Source organism: Methylocystis echinoides, from assembly GCF_040687965.1.
Lineage (GTDB): Bacteria > Pseudomonadota > Alphaproteobacteria > Rhizobiales > Beijerinckiaceae > Methylocystis > Methylocystis echinoides_A.
In genome coordinates this window covers 2,701,332-2,720,161 of record NZ_CP156084.1, presented here as the reverse complement: position 1 = coordinate 2,720,161, position 18,830 = coordinate 2,701,332, and the positions used below count along the sequence as shown (strand labels likewise).

Sequence of the window (18,830 nt, the reverse complement as noted above, 5' to 3'; positions counted from 1 at the left end):
AGGTCTCCAAAGGAACTCGAATCGCGTTGATCTTAAGGCTAAGCCTGGACGTCGTCCCGATAGACATGCACGCGTCCGGCGCGGTCCGTCACGCGCCAACCGCCAGCCCCATCCGGCTCCATCCCCGCGACCGGCGTCTTGCCGAAGCCGCCGGGAATGTCGAGCACATAGGCCGGCGCGCCGATCCCCGTCATCCGGCGTGCAAGCTCGGCGTGAAGACGCTTTCCTGCCTCAATATTGAGGCGAAAATGGCGCGTGCCGGGGGCGAGGTCCGGGTGATGAAGGTAATAGGGCTTGACGCCCACCCTTAATAGAGCGCGCATCAGCCGTTCCAGGACGTCGGGGTCGTCGTTCACCCCGGCGAGCAGCACGGTCTGGGAGAGGAGCGTCGCGCCCGCCGCCCGCAGGCGCAAGATCGCCGCACGAGCGGCGGCGGACAGTTCCCGCTCGTGATTGACGTGCAGCGCGACGTAAAGCGCCTTGCCGCTTTCGTTCAGCGCCGCGAGACGCTCCGGCGTGACGAGATCGGGCGCCGCCGTCGGCGCGCGGCTGTGCACGCGCAAAACGGCGACATGCGAGATCTCGGCAAGCCGGCGCGCGACGGCCGATAATCGGCGCGCCGAGAGCATCAGCGGATCGCCGCCGGTGAGGATGACCTCAAAAATCTGTGGCGTGCGAGCGATATAATCGAGCGCCGCCTCGACCTCGGCGTCGCCGAGGACATCGCCCTTGCCGTGTCCCACCGTCTCGCGTCGAAAGCAGAACCGGCAATAGACCGGACAGACAGTAAGAAGCTTCAAGAGCACGCGATCGGGATAACGGTGAACGATCCCTGAAACCGGACTATGCGCCGCGTCGCCGATGGGATCGACGCGCTCTTGCGGCAAGATCACGAGCTCGCGCGCGTCGGGCAGGAATTGACGGGCGATGGGATCGGCGGGATCGGCGCTGTCGACCAGCCCCGCAACCTCGGCCGTCACGGCGACGCTGTAGCGCGCCGCGACCGCGCGCAAATCCTCTTTCCCGACAGAGGTCAGCAGGCCGGCGGCTTCAAGATCTAAAAGGGAGCGGAGGGTTTTCGTCGTCATTCGCCCAAGGCCGATGCGCCGGCGGGGCGCTTCGTGACCCCAAGCCTCTTAATGACAATCCGGCCCTTTCTCCACCTCTCTAAACAACAGAAAAACTGCGTTGTTTAATTCCAAAAAACACCGATTGACCTGTGATATTTAGTCTATTAAAATGATGGACTGTTAGTACAAAGGCGACAGGCCATGACATTCGACTCTTTCACCTCCAACCCGGCGCCGCGACGGATGCGCGTCCGAAACCCAGCAAATCTCATGATCGAGCGGCAGAATTCGAGCGCGGCAATTCACCCGTCGGCCTTCGTGGCGTATCTGGAGGCCGTGTGGCTCGCCTGCGTCATCGTGGCGGTTGCCGGCGTCGTGCCGCTGGTGATGCTGCTTCACCGCTGAGCGTCAACTGCCCTGTTCCGCGACGGGGCACCAAAGCACTTGCTCGATGCGCTCGGCGCCGGTCGCCAACATGACCAGCCGGTCGAATCCGAGCGCTGCGCCCGACGCCGCCGGCATCGCGGCCAGCGCCCTCAGGAAATCCTCGTCGATCGGATAGCGCTCGCCGTAAACCCTGGCTTTCTCAGTCATTTGCGCTTCGAAGCGGCGACGCTGCTCCTCGGGGTCGGTCAGCTCGCCGAAGCCGTTCGCGACTTCCACGCCGCAGATATAAAGCTCGAACCGGTCAGCGAAGCGCGGATCGTCGTCGCTGACGCGCGCAAGCGCCGCTTCGCTGACCGGATAATCGGTCAGAATCGTCGGCCGCTCGCCGCCCAGCCGGCCTTCGACTTTTTCGGACAAAATCTTGCTGAACAGATCCGACCAGCTGTCGTCTTCCGAGACGCGAATCCCATCCCGCGCCGCCGCCCGGGCAAGGCCGTCGCGGTCGCCCAGCAAGGCCTCGAGATCGATACTCGCATGCGCGGCGAAAGCCTCGCAAACAGTGACAATCTCGGGCTCCGCGAAGGGATCGCAGACGCGCCCGCGCCAAGTGAAATCGCTCACTCCGGCCGCGCGCGCCGCGGCGGCGAGGAGCCCGGCGCAATCTTCATAGAGCCGCAGCGTCGGCTCGCCGGCCCGATACCATTCGAGCATGGTGAATTCGGGATGGTGAAGGGCCGAGCGTTCGCGGTTCCGGAACACGCGGGCGAGAGCAAAAATCCGCTCTTCGCCTGCGGCGAGCAGCTTTTTGCAGGAAAACTCCGGCGAAGTGTGGAGATAGAGGCGGCTCCTCGCGCCGTCCTGCCCGATCAGTTCGGTCGCAAAGGCGGAAAGGTGGGTCTCGTTGCCAGGCGAGATCTGCAACGCTGCCGTTTCCACCTCGGTAAAGCCTTCGGCCGCGAAAAATCGCCGCGTGGCCGCCGTTATCGCGCCGCGCGCCTTGAGAAAAGGCTTGCGATCGGCGTAAACATCCCGTGCCCACCAGGGCGAAGCGAGCGTCATGAAGCCTCCCGAGCGCGTCCCGGTCGCGACAAAATGCGATCGTGCTGCTTGCGGCGGGATTTGCCGAGGCGCGCGAAATATGGTCTTACCCCGTTCATAGACCAGCCCGGCCGTGGCCGGCAATGAACGCGAGCCGGCGCGGCCGCCGGCAATGAAGGAACCGAACCTGTGAAAGTCATCGCCAGCTCGATTCGCAAGGGCAACATTATTGAGCGTGAGGATGGGCAGCTCTACGTCGTTTTGACCGCCGAAAGCTTTTTTCCCGGCAAGGGCACGCCGACGACCCAGATCGACATGCGCCGCCTCTCGGACGGCGTGAAGGTCTCCGACCGCTACAAGACCACGGAGCAGGTCGAGCGCGCTTTCGTCGAGGATCAGGACTACAGCTTCCTCTACAATGACGACGACGGCTATCACTTCATGAACCAGGCGAGCTACGAGCAGGTCGCGGTGCCGGCGGACGCGATCGGCGATCAGGCGCAGTGGCTGCAGGAAGGGATGCAGTGCATCCTCTCCATGTTCAACGGCCAGGCGGTTGCGATCCAACTGCCGCAGCGCGTGACGCTCGAGATCGTCGAGACGGAGCCCGCCATGAAGGGCCAGACGGCGTCATCCTCTTACAAGCCCGCGAAGCTCTCGAACGGCGCTCGCGTGATGGTCCCGCCGCATATTCAGAGCGGCACGCGCGTCGTCATCCAGACGGAAGACGGCAGCTACGTCGAGCGCGCCAAGGACTAAAGGCGCCTCTTTATCGGCTTTCGGACAAGCCGCCGCGCCTCATGGCCCGGCGGCTTTTTCATTCGTCGTTCAGCATGCCCGGAGCCATCGCGGCCAGGAGCTGCGCTTTCGCCGTCTGCGCGCCGCGCGTCTCTTCGATCGGATCGAGCTGCGTGTTGTCGACTGCGCCAACGAACACGCCTCTGCTCAAACCGGCGATCGACGGGTCTGCGTGCTTATCGTCGACGCTCGGCACTTTATAAATTTGCGCTTTGTCCGCCTCCGTCGACGGCGTCATGGCCGCCCGCGCCAGCGCGTCGGACATGCGCGAATAAGTCAGCAATCTCTGGCTGACTCCAAATGAGGTCAAAGCCAAAACGAACATGGCCTCCACTCCTGCCATCAGGTTGCGCGAACCATAGCAACGCGCGCGCCGCGCCGCCCGAGTAATCGGCGCGCAGCGTTAAGGTCGATCGCAGGGAAACATTCAAATTTTACGCCTTCAGGCGCGCAGGAAGGCGCGCAGCTTCTTTTCCAACGCGCCTTTGTCTTTCAATTCGCATTCCCAGACGGTGAGCGCGCGCCAGCCGAGTTCAGCCAGACGCGCGCCATGCGCCGCGTCGCGGGCGCGATTGCGCGCGATCTTGGCGCGCCAATACTCGGCGTTGGCCTTCGGCATGCGCGCCCCGCGTGCGCAGTCGTGTCCGTGCCAGAAACAGCCGTGCACGAAGATCGCCTGTTTGCGCCCGAGATAAGCGATGTCCGGGTTCCCCGGAACGTCCTTTCGATGCAGCCGGTAACCGGGGGCAAAAGCGCGCAACAGCTTGCGCACGGCGCGTTCGGGCGAGGTGTCGCGCGATTTCACCGCGCGCATGACGGCGGAGCGTTGGGCGGGGGTTTCCTTGGCCGCCATTGTCACAGCGCAGATCTACGCCGCTTCCCGCGCGACGCTGGCGAGGAGCAAGGGTTCGATCAAATGCGCCGCAATGTGCCGCACGACTGGGACGGCGACTCCGTCTCCCGTCAGATGATAAGTCTGGTTATACGTCCGGGGCAACGCGTACTCGTCGGCAAGGCCCATCAGCCGCGCGGTCTCGCGCCCCGACATGAGCCGTGAACGCACTTTGCCCGCCTCGACCAGCAACACGAACTGCCGGCTGGAGCCGCCCGCCGGGGTGCGCAGGCAGCCCGCAATATCGTCGAAACGCGCCTCCGCCCGCTGGAGCTTCTTGCCGGCCTGATAACGCGTGCGCCGATAGAGCGTGCCCACCATTCGACGACCCGCGCGCTTGGCCTCCTCGATCTTCGCCAGATTGACCTCGCTCATCATCCCGATGAGGGCGCGCGTCTCCGCCGCGCTATGCCACGACACATCGGCAGGCGCATCTTCGATGATCTCCAGAAGCCTCGTGTTTCTTATCGGCGGCTCTGGCAAGCGCCACCACAGCCAGACGGCCCTTAGCCTGGCGTCCAGATGCGCATGAGCCGTTTGCAGCGCCTTCGTGTGGAAGGGCGGCTTTGGCGCATGGCCCGTCAACGCGGCGGGGATCGCCACGTCGTTGCGCACGGCGATGATAAACAACCTCGGCCGCGATTGCGGAAGAAACAGCGCGGCGTCGATAACGAGCGCGCCGAAGCGATAGCCCGCTTCGGCAAGTGCCGCGCAAATCGACTGAAAATCCTTCCCCTTATGCGAGGTCAGCGCCCCGCAGACATTTTCGAGAACGATGGTCTTGGGTCCCCGGCCCTCGGCGCGCAGCGCCGTCATCAGTCCCCAAAACGGCCAGAACGTTCCCGAGCGCTCGCCCTTGAGCCCCGCCCCCGCCCCCGCGAGCGACAGATCCTGACAAGGGAAAGACGCCCAGACGAGATCGGCCTGCCCCGGCAACTGTTCGGTCGTGACCTTGGCCACGTCGCCGACATGCAGCGCTTCGCCGCCCCAATTGAGCCGATAGCTCGCGGCTTTCTTCGCGTCGAAATCATTGGCGAACAGGCAGGTCCAGCCCGGCCCGAGCCCGGCGCGCGCCATGCCGCCGCCGGCGAAGAATTCGTAGAAGCCCGGTTTGCCGCTCATGCCCCGACTCGTCTGTCCCGGGCGCAGTTTAGCCCTTGGGCTGAAAAACCCAAACGCAGGCGATCAGGCCGAGACCACCATCACATGCACGATCGGCTTCTTGCCCCACACCGAGCTCACCGCGCCGCGCACCGAGCGCTCGATCGCGGTCGACACCGAGTCGGGGTCGCGGCGGCGGGCGCGCGGCAGGCCTTCGAAGGTCGCGAACAGCGCCTCGTCGATGACCTCGCCCATCTCTTCGCCGAACTTGCCTTTCTTTGGCACGCCGGCGAAGACGACGTCCGGATCGCCGACGAGCTCGCCTTTTTTGTCGACGGCCAGCGCGATGGACACGACGCCCGCAAAGGCCAGCTTGTTACGTTCGCGCACCGCCCCGTCGTCTTCCTTGACGACGACGTCGCCATCCTTGAGCAGGCGGCCATGCGGCACTTCATCGATGATGGCGGGCGGCCCCGGCAGGAGCTGCACCATGTGGCCGTCGCGGGCGGAGACCACATGCGCCACTCCGCAGGATTTCGCGAAGGCGACATGCTGGGTGAGATGATGGGCCTCGCCATGCACGGGCACTGCGCTTTTCGGGCGCACCCACTCATACATCTGCCGCACCTCTCCGCGGCGCGGATGGCCCGAGCAATGCACCAGATGGTCGTGGTCAGTAATGACCTCGACGCCCAGATTGCAAAGATTATTGATGACGCGATGCACCTCGCGCGCATTGCCGGGGATGGTGCGCGAGGAGAAGATCACGCGATCGCCGGAGACGAGCTTGATCGAGGGGTGATCATTTTGCGAGGCGCGCATCATGGCGGCGCGCGGCTCCCCCTGGCTGCCCGTGGCGATGACGACGGTTTTCTCGCGCGGCAGATTCGGGAGCATCTCCGGCGCGTGAAAACCCGGCAGTCCGTCGAGAAAACCGCAGTCGCGCGCGACCTGTACGACGCGATCCATGGCGCGCCCGGCGACGACGACCGTGCGGCCGCACGCTTGCGCCGCCTCGGCGATCGCGCGCAGGCGCGAGACGTTGGAGGCGAAGGTCGTCACCAGCACGCGGCCCGGCGCCTCGGCAATGAGCGGCTTCAGCACGCGGGCGACGTCGCTCTCCGAGAAACTGTCGCCTTCGCGCAGGATATTGGTCGAGTCGCAGATGAGAACGTCGACGCCCTCGTCGCCGAGCGCGCGCAGCCGCGCCTCGTCGATGCGATTGCCGACGCCGGGTTCGGGGTCGATCTTCCAATCGCCCGTGTGCAGCGCCGTGCCGAGCGGCGTGCGAATGGCCAGCGCATTGGCCTCCGGGATGGAATGCGCCACGGCGATATATTCGACCGTGAACGGCTCGAGGTCGAGAACGGCGCCGGCCTGCACAGTGAGAATATCGATCTTCGGCGCGCCCGGTTCGTTCAGCCGTCGCACCTCGAGAAGCCCCGCCGCGAAGGGCGTCGCATAAACCTTGCACTTGAGCTTGGGCCAGAGCGTGGCCAGCGCGCCGATATGGTCCTCATGCGCATGGGTAATGCAGATGGCGACGAGATCCCTGGCGATTTTCTCGACGAAGGCGATGTCCGGGAAAACCACGTCGATGCCCGGAAGGTCGGCGCCCGGAAAGCCCAAACCGCAATCGACCATCAGCCATTTGCGCGCCCGCGGCGGCCCATAGCCGTAAAGGGCGAGATTCATCCCGATCTCGCCGACGCCGCCGAAAGGGACGAAAACGAAATTTGCTTCGGCGGTCGCGGTCATGCGCGCGCTCCTTGGGCCGCGCGCGGGCCAATGAGCACGTCTCCCGCTTCGATGACCCGGCGCCCGTCGGCCGTCTCCAGCACGAGCCGCCCCGCGGCGTCGATCGTGTCAAATCGACCTTCGACGATCTCCGACGTCAGCGCGACCCGGATGGTTTCCCCGAGCCCCGACGCCGAGCGCAGCCATTCGTCGCGGATCGCCGCAAACCCTTCGCCGCCCTGCCAAAGGTCGAGCGCCTCGCAGAGCGCGTCCGAGAACGCGGCGAAGACGGCGCCCGCGGATGGCGCCGCCGCGCCGAGGGCGGCGAGCGCGCGCGCAGGATAAGGCATATCCTCCGGCGCCTGAGACACGTTGAGGCCAACGCCGATAATGGCGAGGGGCGCAACGCCCGCGCCGACGCCCTCGAGGAGAATTCCGCCGAGCTTGGCGCCGTCAAAAAGCATGTCGTTCGGCCATTTCAATTTGAAATCTCTCTGCCCGGCTGTCGCCCGCAGGGCTCTGACGACAGCGACGCCTGTGACGAAACCCAGTTCCGGCGCGAGGCGGGTCTGCGAAAAATCCCCGAAAATGAAACTCGCATATAAATTGCCCGGAGGCGAAATCCATTCGCGTCCCAGCCGCCCGCGGCCTTTCGTCTGCCGCGCAGCGACGATCCAGAGCGGGCCGCGCTCGCCGGTCTCGATCAGCCGGCGCGCTTCGTCATTGGTGGAGTCGATCGCCTCGAGCGCCAGAAGTCGGACGCCCCGCGCGCGCGCAATGGGACCCAATTGCACGCGCGCGCCTCGTTTAGAACAGCGACTTGGCGGCGGCGCTCGCGGCGTCCATGAGCGGAGCCGGATAGAGCCAGAAGCCAAGCATGGCGATGGTGGAGACCGCGAGCACGCCGCGAATCGCGAGCGGCGAGCGATCGAAACCGGGGGCCGGCTCGTCGAAATACATCACCTTGACGACCCGCAGATAATAGAAGGCGGCCACGGCGCTCGCGAGCACGCCGATGACGGCGAGCGGATAGAGGCCGGCGTCCACGGCGGCGAGCAGCACGTAATATTTCGCGAAGAAGCCGGCGAGCGGCGGAATGCCCGCGAGCGAGAACATCAGCATGGCCAGAAAGAAGGCCATCACGCCATTGGTGCGCGACAGGCCGGCCAGATCCGCAATCTTCTCGACGTTTCTGCCATTGACGCGCATGGCGAGGATCGCCGCGAAGGAGCCGAGCGTCATCACCAGATAGACGGCGAGATAAATGATCACGCCCTTCACGCCCGCCTCATTTCCGGCCGCGAGGCCGATGAGCGCGAAGCCCATGTGGCCGATCGAGGAATAGGCCATCAGCCGCTTGATGTTGTTCTGGCCGATGGCGGCGAAGGAGCCGAGCAGCGTCGAGGCGATGGCCAGGAACACGATGATCTGCCGCCACTGCACGGTGATCGCGGGGAAAGCGGTGATCACCACGCGGACGGTGATGGCGACGGCGGCCATCTTAGCGGCCGAGGCGAAGAAGGCCGTGACCGGGGTCGGCGCGCCCTCGTAGACGTCGGGCGTCCACATATGGAACGGCGCAGCCGACATTTTGAACGCGAGGCCCGCAAGCACGAAGACAAGGCCGAAGATCACGCCGACCGGCGGCGAATTGGTCACCGCCTGGGCGATGCCTTCAAAGGACACGGTGCCGGAAAAGCCATAGAGCAGCGACGAGCCATAGAGCATCATGCCGGAAGAAAGCGCGCCGAGCACAAAATACTTCAGGCCAGCCTCGGAGGCGCGTCCGTCGTCGCGCGCGAAGGCCGCCATCACATAAAGCGCGAGTGACATCAGTTCGAGGCCGAGATAGAGCGCGATCAGGTTGTCAGCCGAGATCAGCAGCATCATGCCGAGCGTCGAAAGGATCACGAGGACCGGATATTCGAACTTCTCGAGGCCGTTGCGTTGCAGCCAGTCGACGGACATCAGGATCGACGCCATGGCGCCGATGAGCGTCAGGGCCTTGACGAAGCGCGAAAAGGCGTCGTCGATAAAGGCGCCGTCGAAGACCGCCGTATCTCCCCCCTTGGTGGAGAGCACGATGGCGAGCAACGCAAGGCCGAGAACCCCGACCGCCAGTTCGTCGACGAGGCTGAAGCCGCGCTCGCCGCGCCAGGCGCCAATGAGGATCAGGACCATCACGCCGACGGCGAGGATGACCTCGGGAAGGAAGTGAAGCGCGAGTTCTGCGAGGAAAGACATTTGAGGCTGTCCGTCAGTGGCCGGCGGCGGCGAGCTTCACCGCATCGAGCAGCGCCGTATGCGATTGGATGAGATTGTCGACCGACGCTTGCGTCGAGGCCAGGATCTGCCCCGGCAGCACGCCGTAGTAGACCGTCAGCAGCACGAGGGGGGCGAAAATCGCGATCTCGCGGGGCGTGAGGTCCACCATGTCCTTCAGGCTCGCCTTCTCCAGCGCGCCGAAGACGACGCGGCGGTAGAGATAGAGCGCATAGGCCGCCGAGAAGATGACGCCGCTCGTCGCGAAAAGCGCCACCCAGCTATTGGCTTTGAACGCTCCAGCGAGCGAAAGGAACTCGCCGATGAACCCCGTCGTGCCCGGCAGGCCGACATTGGCCATGGTGAAGAGCATAAAGACGAAGGCGTAGATCGGCATGCGGTTGACGAGCCCGCCATAGGCGGCGATCTCGCGGGTGTGCATGCGGTCGTAGATGACGCCGACGCAAAGGAAGAGCGCGCCCGACACGAAGCCGTGCGAGATCATCTGGAACATCGCGCCCTGCACGCCCTGCGCATTCATCGTGAAGAGGCCCATGGTCACATAGCCCATGTGAGCGACCGACGAATAGGCGATGAGCTTCTTGATGTCTTCCTGCACCAGCGCCACGAGCGAGGTGTAGACGATGGCGATGACCGACATCGCATAGACCAGCGGCGCGAAGGAGACCGACGCGTCGGGGAACATCGGCAGCGAGAAGCGGATGAAGCCGTAGCCGCCCATCTTCAGTAGGATCGCCGCCAGGATCACCGAGCCTGCCGTCGGCGCCTCGACGTGCGCGTCAGGGAGCCAGGTGTGCACCGGCCACATCGGCATCTTCACCGCGAAAGAGGCGAAGAAGGCGAGCCACAGCCAGGTCTGCATTTCCTTGGGGAAATCGGTCTTGAGCAGCACCGTGATGTCGGTGGTGTGCGCCTGATTGTACATCGCAAGGATCGCGATGAGCATGAGCAGCGAACCGGCGAGCGTGTAGAGAAAGAACTTGAAGCTCGCATAGACGCGGCGCTTGCCGCCCCAGATGCCGATGATGAGGAACATCGGAATGAGGCCGCCCTCGAAGAAGAGGTAGAACAGCACGAGATCCAGCGCGCAGAACACGCCGATCATCAGCGTCTCGAGCACGAGGAAAGCGATCATATATTCTTGCACACGCTTCGTGACCGACTCGAAGGACGCCAGGATCGCGAAGGGCATGACGAAGGTCGTGAGCAGCAGCAGCGGCATGGAGAAGCCGTCGACGCCCATCTTGTAGCTCAGCCCAGAGCCGAACCAGTTCTTCTCCTCGACGAACTGGAAGGCGGCGTTCGACGGATCGAAGCCCATCCAGACATAGAGGGAGAGCGCAAAGGTCGCGAGCGTCGTCAAAAGCGTCGCCCAGCGGATATTCCGCAGCGTCGCTTCATCCTCGCCCCGCTGCGTCAGCAGGAACGCGGCGCCAACCAGCGGCAGAAAGGTAAGGCCGGATAGAATGCCGAACCCGAACATCAGCGAAGCCCTCCGGCGACGAACCAAGTGACGATGGCGGCGACGCCGATCAGCATGGCGAAAGCATAGTTGTAGATGTATCCCGTCTGCAGGCGCACCGCGATGCGCGCGCCGTCGGCCACGCGCGCGGCGACGCCGTCAGGGCCGAGCCCGTCGATGATGGCGCCGTCGCCGCCCTTCCAGAACAGCCGCCCGATCTTGAAGGCGGGCCGCACGAAGATGGCGTCGTAGAGCTCGTCGAAATACCACTTGTTGAGCAGGAACCGGTAGAGGCGCGGCAGCGCTTCCGCCAGCTTCTGCGCCGTGCCGGGCGCGAGGATGTAGACGTAAAGTGCGACGAGGAAACCGAGCGCCATCATCGCCGACGGCGCAAAGCCGACCCAGCCCGGGATCTCGTGACGGGCATGGAGAATGTGGTTGTGCTCGCCCGTAAACAGCGCGCCCTTCCAGAATTCATTGTAGTCGTGGCCGGCGAAATAGGGCTCGAAGAGATAGCCTGCGCCGATGGCGCCGAGCGCCAGAACGGCCAGCGGGATCAACATGGCGACCGGCGACTCGTGTGGCGCATGATCGCCATGGCCATGATGGCCGTGGTCGTCTTGATGCGCATGGTCGTCGTGATGCGCATGGGCGTGGCTATCCGCGCCCTGGGGATGAGCGAGGGCGGCTGCGGTCGGCTCGTCTTCCGCGTGACTCTCCGGGATCTCATGGGTCGCGCGGTGACCGAAGAAGGTCATGAACACGAGACGCCAGGAATAGAAGGACGTCAGACCGGCCGCGACCACCGTCGAGACGAAGCCGAGCCATGCCGCCGTGCTGTGCTCGCCCGCGGCATAGGCCGCTTCGATGATCCCGTCCTTCGAGAAGAAGCCGGCAGTGCCGATCTCGGTGTGCGGGATGCCGAAGCCGGTGAGCGCCAGCGTGCCGATCGTCATCATGGCGAAGGTGAAGGGAATGTCCTTGCGCAGCCCGCCCATGTTGCGCATGTCCTGCTCATGGTGCATCGCATGGATCACCGAGCCGGCGCCCAGGAACAGCAGGGCCTTGAAGAAGGCGTGGGTGAACAGGTGGAAGATGCCGAGGGAATAGGCCCCGACGCCTTCGGCGACGAACATATAGCCGAGCTGCGAACAGGTCGAATAGGCGATCACGCGCTTGATGTCGTTTTGGACGAGGCCGACCGTCGCCGCGAAGAAGGCGGTGACCGCGCCGATCAGCGTCACGAATTCGAGCGCGGCGGGCGCATGTTCGAAGATCGGCGACAGCCGCGCCACCATGAACACGCCGGCGGTCACCATGGTGGCGGCGTGGATGAGCGCGGAGACCGGCGTCGGGCCCTCCATCGCGTCCGGAAGCCAGGTGTGCAGGAAGAACTGCGCCGATTTGCCCATCGCGCCGATGAACAGCAGGAAGGCGGCGATCGTCAGCGCGTCGACGTCGAGGCCGAAAACATGAATCGGCTTGCCCTCGAGGCCCGGAACCGCGGCGAAAACTTCGTTGAAGCTCAGCGACTGCGTGAGCTGAAAGACGAGGAAGATGCCGAGCGCGAAGCCGAAATCGCCGACACGGTTGACGACGAAGGCCTTGATCGCGGCGGCGCAGGCCGAGGGCTTTTCGTACCAGAAGCCGATGAGCAGATAGGAGGCGAGACCGACCCCCTCCCAGCCAAAGAACATCTGCACCAGATTATCGGCCGTCACCAGCATCAGCATGGCGAAGGTGAAGAGCGACAGATAGGCGAAGAAGCGCGGCCGCGACGGATCTTCGTGCATGTATCCGACCGAATAGAGATGCACGAGGCTCGACACGGTGGTGACGACGACCAGCATGACGGCCGTCAGCGTATCGACGCGCAACGCCCAGTCGACCTTGAGGGCGCCGACGGTCATCCAATTGCCGAGAACCGGCGTGAAGCCGTGATTATGACCCAGCGCCACGTCGAAGAAGACGATCCACGACATCGCGGCCGAGGCGAAGAGCAGGCCCGTCGTGACGAGCTCCGAAGGGCGCGGCCCGATCTTCCGCCCGAAGGCGCCAGCGATCAGGAAGCCGAGCAGCGGCAGGAAGACGATTGCTTGGATCATCGCTTTGGATCAGCCCTTCAAGGAATTGATGTCTTCGACCGCGATGGTGCCGCGGTTGCGATAGAAGGCGACGAGGATCGCGAGGCCGATGGCGGCCTCCGCAGCGGCGACGGTGAGCACGAAGAGCGCGAACACCTGGCCGACGAGATCGCCGAGCGACTGCGAGAAGGCGACGAAGTTCAGGTTCACCGACAGAAGGATCAACTCCACCGACATGAGGATGACGATGATGTTCTTCCTGTTCAGGATGATGCCGGCCACGCCGAGCGTGAACAGGATCGCGGCGACGACGAGGTAATGCGTGAGGCCGATGGTCATGTAAGCTTCCTCGTTAGACGCCGGTCCGGAACGGGACCTTCTTGATCTCGATCACGTTCTTGCGGTTGCGCGCGTTCTGTTCGTCGATCTTCTGGCGCTTGACGTTGGGCTTGTGATGCAGCGTCAGCACAATTGCGCCGATCATGGCGGTGAGCAGCACCAGCGCAGACGCCTGGAAGAAGATCACGTATTTTGTATAGAGCACCTGCCCCAGCGCCGCCGTGTTGGAGACATTGGCGGCGATCGGCGTCTCCAGCAAAGCCTTCGCATTCTCGGCTGGTTGCCAGCCGACCGCGACCATGCCGAGTTCGGCGAGCACGACGACGCCAACTGCGGCGCCAACCGGGAGATATTTGGCGAAGCCCTGCTTGAGCTCGGCGAAGTCCACGTCGAGCATCATGACGACGAAGAGGAACAGCACCGCCACGGCGCCGACATAGACCACGATCAAGATCATGGCCAGGAATTCCGCGCCCGCGAGCAGGAAGAGACCCGCGCCGTTGCAGAAGGCGAGGATGAGAAACAGCACCGAATGCACCGGATTGCGGGCGAAGATCACCACGCTGGCCGACGCGATCATGATCGTCGCGAAGATGTAGAAAAATACAGCCGCCACGGCCTCATCCTCTCGTATTGAGCGCGCGGCGTGAGCCGCGGCTCGCGTTCGTTTGTTACCGGTAGGGCGAATCCAGCGCGATGTTGCGCGCGATCTCGCGTTCCCAGCGTGCGCCGTTCTCGAGCAGGCGCTCCTTGGTGTAATAGAGCTCCTCGCGCGTTTCCGTCGCGAATTCCTGGTTCGGCCCCTCGACGATGGCGTCGACCGGGCAGGCCTCCTGGCAATAGCCGCAATAGATGCACTTCACCATGTCGATGTCGTAGCGCGTCGTCCGGCGGGTGCCGTCATTGCGGCGCGGGCCGGCCTCGATGGTGATCGCCTGCGCCGGGCAGATCGCCTCGCAGAGCTTGCAGGCGATGCATCGCTCCTCGCCATTGGGATAGCGGCGCAGCGCGTGCTCGCCGCGGAACCGCGGCGACTGCGGATTGCGCTCGTGCGGATAGTTGATCGTCGCCTTCGGCTTGAAGAAGTAGCGCATCGACAGCAGGAAGGCGCCGACGAACTCGGAGAGGAAAAGCGACTTGGCGGCTTGGTCTAGTCTCATGACGGGCCCTTAGCTCGCGACAGCTCCGCCGCCAAACTGCAGCACGGCGGCGACGATAATCACCATGGCCAGCGAGATCGGCAGGAAGACCTTCCAGCCCAGACGCATCAGCTGATCGTAGCGGTAGCGCGGGACGAAGGCCTTCACCATGGCGAAGAAGAAGAAGAAGAAGCTGACCTTCAGGATGAACCAGATCACGCCCGGCACCCAGGTGAAGGGCGCGATGTTGGCCGGCGGCAGCCAGCCGCCGAAGAAAAGGATCGTCAGCAGCGCGCACATGGTGCAGATCGCGACATATTCGGCGAGCATGAACAGCACGTAAGGCGTCGCCGAATATTCGATCATGAAGCCCGCGACGAGCTCGGACTCGGCTTCGACGAGGTCGAAGGGCGGTCGGTTCGTTTCAGCGAGCGCCGAAACGAAGAAGATGATGAACATCGGGAACAGGCGCAGCCAATACCAGCCGGCCATGCCATAGGGCGTGTCCTGCGCCCGCACGATCTCCGTCAGATTCAGCGACCCGGCGCAGAGCAGCACGGTGATGATGACGAAGCCGATGGAGACTTCGTACGACACCATCTGCGCCGCCGAACGCAGCGCCGACAGGAAGGGGTATTTCGAGTTCGACGCCCAGCCGCCCATGATGACGCCATAAACGCCGAGCGACGACAGCGCGAAAATATAAAGAATGCCGACATTGATGTCGCCGACGACCCAGCCGTCCGCAACGGGCATCACCGCCCAGGCGGCGATGGAGAGCGTCGCCATGATGAAGGGCGCGAACAGGAAGACGCCCTTGTTCGCCGTGTCCGGAATCACCGGCTCCTTCAGCGCGAACTTGATGAAGTCGGCGAAGCTCTGCAGCAGTCCCCAGGGGCCGACGACGTTCGGGCCGCGGCGCAGCTGCACGGCCGCCCAGATCTTGCGGTCCGCCAGAATGACGTAGGCCACATAGATCAGCAGCACGACCGCGATCAGCACACTCTTGATGATCGCGAGCAGAACGGGGCTCTCCGCGAGATAGGCCGTTATGGCGTTCCAGGCTTCTGACACGTGATCGCTCCTATTCCGCCGCCTGCTTCAGCCGGCCCTGCGCGAGGGCCGAGCATTCCGCCATGACCGCCGAGGCGCGCGCGATCGGATTGGTGAGATAGAAATCGCCGATCGCCGCAACGAAGGGGTCCTTCATGGCGACCGCGGGATGATTGGCGAGCTTGCCGATATCGCCCGCCTGGCCGGCCTCGATCTGGTCGATGCGCGCGAAATGCGGGTGCTCCAGGACGAGCTTCTTGCGCAATTCTGCAAGCGAGTCGAAGGGCAGCGCCTGACCCAGGACCGCCGACAGCGCGCGCAGGATCGCCCAGTCTTCGCGGGCCTCGCCCGGCGGGAAGACGACGCGCGACGCAAGCTGCACGCGGCCCTCGGTATTGACGTAGAGACCCGACTTCTCGGTATAGGCGGCGCCAGGCAGGATCACGTCCGCGCGATGCGCGCCGCGGTCGCCATGCGTGCCGATGTAGACGACGAAGGCGCCCGGGGCGATCGCGATCTCATCGGCGCCGAGGTTGAACAGCAGATCGAGCGCCCCCGCCTTGGCCATGGCCTCGGCGTCCAGGCCGCCGGCGCCGGGCGTGCAGCCGAGATCGAGCGCGCCGACGCGCGACGCCGCCGTATGCAGGATGGAGAAGCCGTTCCAGCCGTCGCTGACGCCCCCGAGCTTTTGCGCAGCCTGGGCGGCAAGGGCCAGAATGGCGTCGCCGTCGGGACGCGAAATGGCGCCCTGCCCCACGATCACCAGAAGCTTGCCGACGGGCTTGCCTTCCTGAATGAATCGCAGCAGCGAGTCCGCGCCCGCGCCGAGGTAATCGTAGTCGTAGGTGAGATCCGCCTTCTCGCCGATGACGGAAATCTTGAAGTCGCCTTTCAGCCAGCGCTTGCGGATGCGGGCGTTGAGAACGGGCGACTCCTTGCGCGGATTAGCGCCGACGACGAGCAGCGCGTCCGCGTGATCGATGCCGGCGACAGTCGCATTGAAAAGATACGACGCGCGGCCGAATTTCGGATCGAGCTTGGCCCCGTCCTGCCGGCAGTCCAGATTGGGCGAACCGAGCTGCTGCATGAGCAGCTTCAGCGCAAAGGTCTCTTCGACCGCCGCAAGGTCGCCAACAATCGCGCCAGTCCGCGCGGGCGCCGTCGTCTTGCGCTTCGCGGCGATGGCGGCGAAGGCCTCCTGCCACGTCGCCGGACGTAGCCGGCCGTTCTCGCGCACATAGGGGCGATCCAGACGCTGCGTCTTCAGACCGTCGACAATCTGGCGCGTCTTGTCTGAGATCCATTCCTCGTTCACGAGGTCGTTGACGCGCGGCAGAATGCGGATCACTTCGCGGCCGCGCGAGTCGACGCGGATCGCCGAGCCGAGCGCGTCCATGACGTCGACGGTCTCGGTCTTCTGATATTCCCACGGACGCGCGCGGAAGCTCTGCGGCTTCGGCAGCAGCGCGCCAACCGGGCAGAGATCGGCGACATTGCCCTGAAGCTCCGAGGTCATCGCGCTTTCGAGGTAAGTCGTAATCTCCATATCCTCGCCGCGGCCGATGGCGCCCATGTCGCCCGTGCCCGCGACTTCGGCGGTGAAGCGGACGCAACGCGTGCAGTGGATGCAGCGGTTCATCTCGGTCTTGACGAGAACGCCGATATATTTGTCCTCGACGGCGCGCTTGTTTTCATGGAAACGCGACGAGTCGCCGCCGAAGGCCAGCGCCTGATCCTGAAGATCGCATTCGCCGCCCTGATCGCAGATCGGGCAGTCGAGCGGATGGTTGACGAGCAGAAACTCCATCACGCCTTCGCGCGCCTTCTTCACCATGGGCGATTTGGTGAAGACTTCCGGCGGCGCGCCGTTCGGGCCGGGACGCAGATCCTTGACCGACATGGCGCAGGAGGCCTGCGGCTTGGGCGGACCGCCCTTTACCTCGACGAGGCACATGCGGCAATTGCCGGCGATGGACAGGCGCTCGTGATAGCAGAAGCGCGGCACCTCGGCGCCCGCCTGCTCGCAAGCCTGGAGAAGCGTGAACTCTCCCGGAACGTCCACTTCGACGCCGTCGACGAGAATCTTTGTCACTTCGCTCTCTCCGAAGTCGTAATGCGCTTGTTCATGATCATTCCGCCGCCTCGCGCACGGGCTCCGGATGCGGATTGGCCGAATATTGATCGATGCGTTGCTCGATCACGTCGCGGAAATGCGCGATGAGGCCCTGGATCGGCCAGGCGGCCGCGTCGCCGAGCGCGCAAATGGTGTGGCCCTCGATCTGCTTCGACACGTCGAAAAGCATATCGATCTCTTTTTTGTGGGCGCGGCCTTCGACCATGCGCTGCACGACGCGATACATCCAGCCGGTGCCTTCGCGGCAGGGCGTGCACTGGCCGCAGCTCTCGTGCTTGTAGAAATAAGCGAGCCGCGCGATGGCGCGGATGATGTCCGTGGATTTGTCCATGACGATCACCGCCGCCGTGCCGAGGCCCGAGCCGAGCTTCACCAGGCTGTCGAAGTCCATCGGGCAATCGATGATCTGATGCGCCGGCACGCAGCGCACCGACGAGCCGCCCGGAATGACCGCGAGGAGATTGTCCCAACCGCCGCGGACGCCGCCGCAATGGGCGTCGATCAATTCGCGGAAGGAGATCGACATCGCCTCTTCGACATTACAGGGCCGGTTGACGTGGCCGGAAATCGAAAAGAGCTTGGTGCCGGTGTTGTTGGGCTTGCCGATGCCGGCGAACCAGGCCGGACCGCGCCGCAGGATGGTGGGGACGACCGCAATCGATTCGACGTTGTTCACCGTCGTCGGGCAGCCGTAAAGGCCGACATTGGCTGGGAACGGCGGCTTCAGGCGCGGCATGCCCTTCTTGCCTTCGAGGCTCTCGATCAGCGCGGTCTCCTCGCCGCAGATGTAAGCGCCGGCGCCATGATGAACGTAGAGGTCGAATGGATAGCCGTGGACATTGTTCTTGCCGATGAGGTTGGCCTCATAGGCCTCGTCGACCGCCTTCTGCAGCGCGACGCGCTCCGCGATGAATTCGCCGCGCACGTAAATATAGCAGGCGTGCGCGCCCATGGCGTAGCTCGCGACCAGCGCGCCCTCGACCAGCGTATGCGGGTCGTTGCGCATGATCTCACGGTCTTTGCAGGTGCCGGGCTCCGACTCGTCGGCGTTGATGACGAGATAATGCGGGCGCTTGGGGTCGACGTCCTTGGGCATGAAGGACCATTTGAGGCCCGTCGAGAAGCCGGCGCCGCCGCGGCCGCGCAGGCCCGACGCCTTCACCTCTTCGATGATCTTGTCGCGGCCCCTGGCGAGCAGCGCCTTGGTGTTGTCCCACTGGCCGCGCGCCCGGGCGCCCGCCAGCGACCGGTCGCCGAGGCCGTAAAGATTTGTGAAAATGCGATCTGAATCGGAGAGCATGATGTCTTTCCCC

General features: G+C 64.3%; 18 protein-coding genes. 2 read left to right on the top strand and 16 right to left on the bottom strand.

The window, feature by feature from the left end; genetic code table 11:
• Positions 1-38 precede the first annotated feature (38 nt).
• Positions 39-1,088, bottom strand: a complete 1,050-nt coding sequence (locus RVU70_RS13230) for a lysine-2,3-aminomutase-like protein (RefSeq protein ID WP_363346996.1) — start codon at positions 1,086-1,088, stop codon at positions 39-41.
• Between the two features lie 183 nt (positions 1,089-1,271).
• Between RVU70_RS13230 and RVU70_RS13225 the strand changes: the two genes are divergently transcribed.
• Positions 1,272-1,475 (top strand): hypothetical protein, encoded by a 204-nt coding sequence (locus RVU70_RS13225; RefSeq protein WP_363346994.1) that lies wholly within the window; start codon positions 1,272-1,274, stop codon positions 1,473-1,475.
• A 3-nt stretch (positions 1,476-1,478) separates the two neighbouring features.
• Here the strand turns inward: RVU70_RS13225 and epmA are convergent, their stop codons facing one another.
• Positions 1,479-2,516: an EF-P lysine aminoacylase EpmA gene (gene epmA / locus RVU70_RS13220; RefSeq protein ID WP_363346992.1), complete on the bottom strand. Its 1,038-nt coding sequence runs from the start codon at positions 2,514-2,516 to the stop codon at positions 1,479-1,481.
• 168 nt (positions 2,517-2,684) lie between these two features.
• Here epmA and efp point away from each other — a divergent pair, with 168 nt between their 5' ends.
• A complete protein-coding gene (gene efp / locus RVU70_RS13215) occupies positions 2,685-3,254 on the top strand; it encodes an elongation factor P (RefSeq protein ID WP_363346990.1) in 570 nt (189 codons plus the stop codon).
• A gap of 58 nt (positions 3,255-3,312) precedes the next feature.
• On the opposite strand, the gene RVU70_RS13210 is transcribed toward efp, so the two are convergent.
• The 14 genes from RVU70_RS13210 to nuoF all read right to left on the bottom strand — a co-directional run bounded on the left by RVU70_RS13210 (position 3,313) and on the right by nuoF (position 18,817).
• Positions 3,313-3,618 carry a hypothetical protein gene (locus tag RVU70_RS13210; protein ID WP_363346988.1) on the bottom strand — a complete coding sequence of 102 codons (306 nt, stop codon included), beginning with the start codon at positions 3,616-3,618 and terminating at the stop codon, positions 3,313-3,315.
• Between the two features lie 117 nt (positions 3,619-3,735).
• Entirely contained in the window at positions 3,736-4,146 is a 411-nt protein-coding gene (locus RVU70_RS13205) for a very short patch repair endonuclease (protein WP_363346986.1), read from the bottom strand.
• Between the two features lie 15 nt (positions 4,147-4,161).
• Positions 4,162-5,307 (bottom strand): DNA cytosine methyltransferase, encoded by a 1,146-nt coding sequence (locus RVU70_RS13200; RefSeq protein ID WP_363346984.1) that lies wholly within the window; start codon positions 5,305-5,307, stop codon positions 4,162-4,164.
• A 63-nt stretch (positions 5,308-5,370) separates the two neighbouring features.
• Entirely contained in the window at positions 5,371-7,044 is a 1,674-nt protein-coding gene (locus RVU70_RS13195) for a ribonuclease J (protein WP_363346982.1), read from the bottom strand.
• Positions 7,041-7,817: a biotin--[acetyl-CoA-carboxylase] ligase gene (locus RVU70_RS13190; RefSeq protein ID WP_363346980.1), complete on the bottom strand. Its 777-nt coding sequence runs from the start codon at positions 7,815-7,817 to the stop codon at positions 7,041-7,043. The genes RVU70_RS13195 and RVU70_RS13190 overlap by 4 nt, the downstream gene beginning before the upstream one ends.
• A gap of 13 nt (positions 7,818-7,830) precedes the next feature.
• Complete coding sequence (gene nuoN / locus RVU70_RS13185) at positions 7,831-9,267, bottom strand: NADH-quinone oxidoreductase subunit NuoN (RefSeq protein WP_363346978.1); 1,437 nt, start codon at positions 9,265-9,267, stop codon at positions 7,831-7,833.
• A gap of 13 nt (positions 9,268-9,280) precedes the next feature.
• On the bottom strand, positions 9,281-10,789 hold the full coding sequence (locus RVU70_RS13180) for an NADH-quinone oxidoreductase subunit M (protein ID WP_363346976.1): 1,509 nt from the start codon (positions 10,787-10,789) through the stop codon (positions 9,281-9,283).
• Complete coding sequence (gene nuoL / locus RVU70_RS13175; protein ID WP_363346974.1) at positions 10,789-12,873, bottom strand: NADH-quinone oxidoreductase subunit L; 2,085 nt, start codon at positions 12,871-12,873, stop codon at positions 10,789-10,791. Before nuoL ends, RVU70_RS13180 begins: the two co-directional genes overlap by 1 nt.
• 9 nt (positions 12,874-12,882) lie before the next feature.
• Positions 12,883-13,191 (bottom strand): NADH-quinone oxidoreductase subunit NuoK, encoded by a 309-nt coding sequence (nuoK, locus tag RVU70_RS13170; RefSeq protein WP_036287502.1) that lies wholly within the window; start codon positions 13,189-13,191, stop codon positions 12,883-12,885.
• Between the two features lie 13 nt (positions 13,192-13,204).
• Positions 13,205-13,807, bottom strand: coding sequence for an NADH-quinone oxidoreductase subunit J (locus tag RVU70_RS13165; RefSeq protein ID WP_363346971.1), 603 nt, complete (start codon positions 13,805-13,807; stop codon positions 13,205-13,207).
• A 55-nt stretch (positions 13,808-13,862) separates the two neighbouring features.
• Positions 13,863-14,351, bottom strand: coding sequence for an NADH-quinone oxidoreductase subunit NuoI (nuoI, locus tag RVU70_RS13160; protein WP_363346970.1), 489 nt, complete (start codon positions 14,349-14,351; stop codon positions 13,863-13,865).
• A 9-nt stretch (positions 14,352-14,360) separates the two neighbouring features.
• Positions 14,361-15,383, bottom strand: coding sequence for an NADH-quinone oxidoreductase subunit NuoH (nuoH, locus tag RVU70_RS13155; protein WP_405044884.1), 1,023 nt, complete (start codon positions 15,381-15,383; stop codon positions 14,361-14,363).
• A gap of 31 nt (positions 15,384-15,414) precedes the next feature.
• A complete protein-coding gene (nuoG, locus tag RVU70_RS13150) occupies positions 15,415-17,475 on the bottom strand; it encodes an NADH-quinone oxidoreductase subunit NuoG (protein ID WP_363346966.1) in 2,061 nt (686 codons plus the stop codon).
• Positions 17,476-17,512: 37 nt separating this feature from the next.
• Positions 17,513-18,817 carry an NADH-quinone oxidoreductase subunit NuoF gene (gene nuoF / locus RVU70_RS13145; protein WP_363346964.1) on the bottom strand — a complete coding sequence of 435 codons (1,305 nt, stop codon included), beginning with the start codon at positions 18,815-18,817 and terminating at the stop codon, positions 17,513-17,515.
• Between the last annotated feature and the right edge of the window lie 13 nt (positions 18,818-18,830).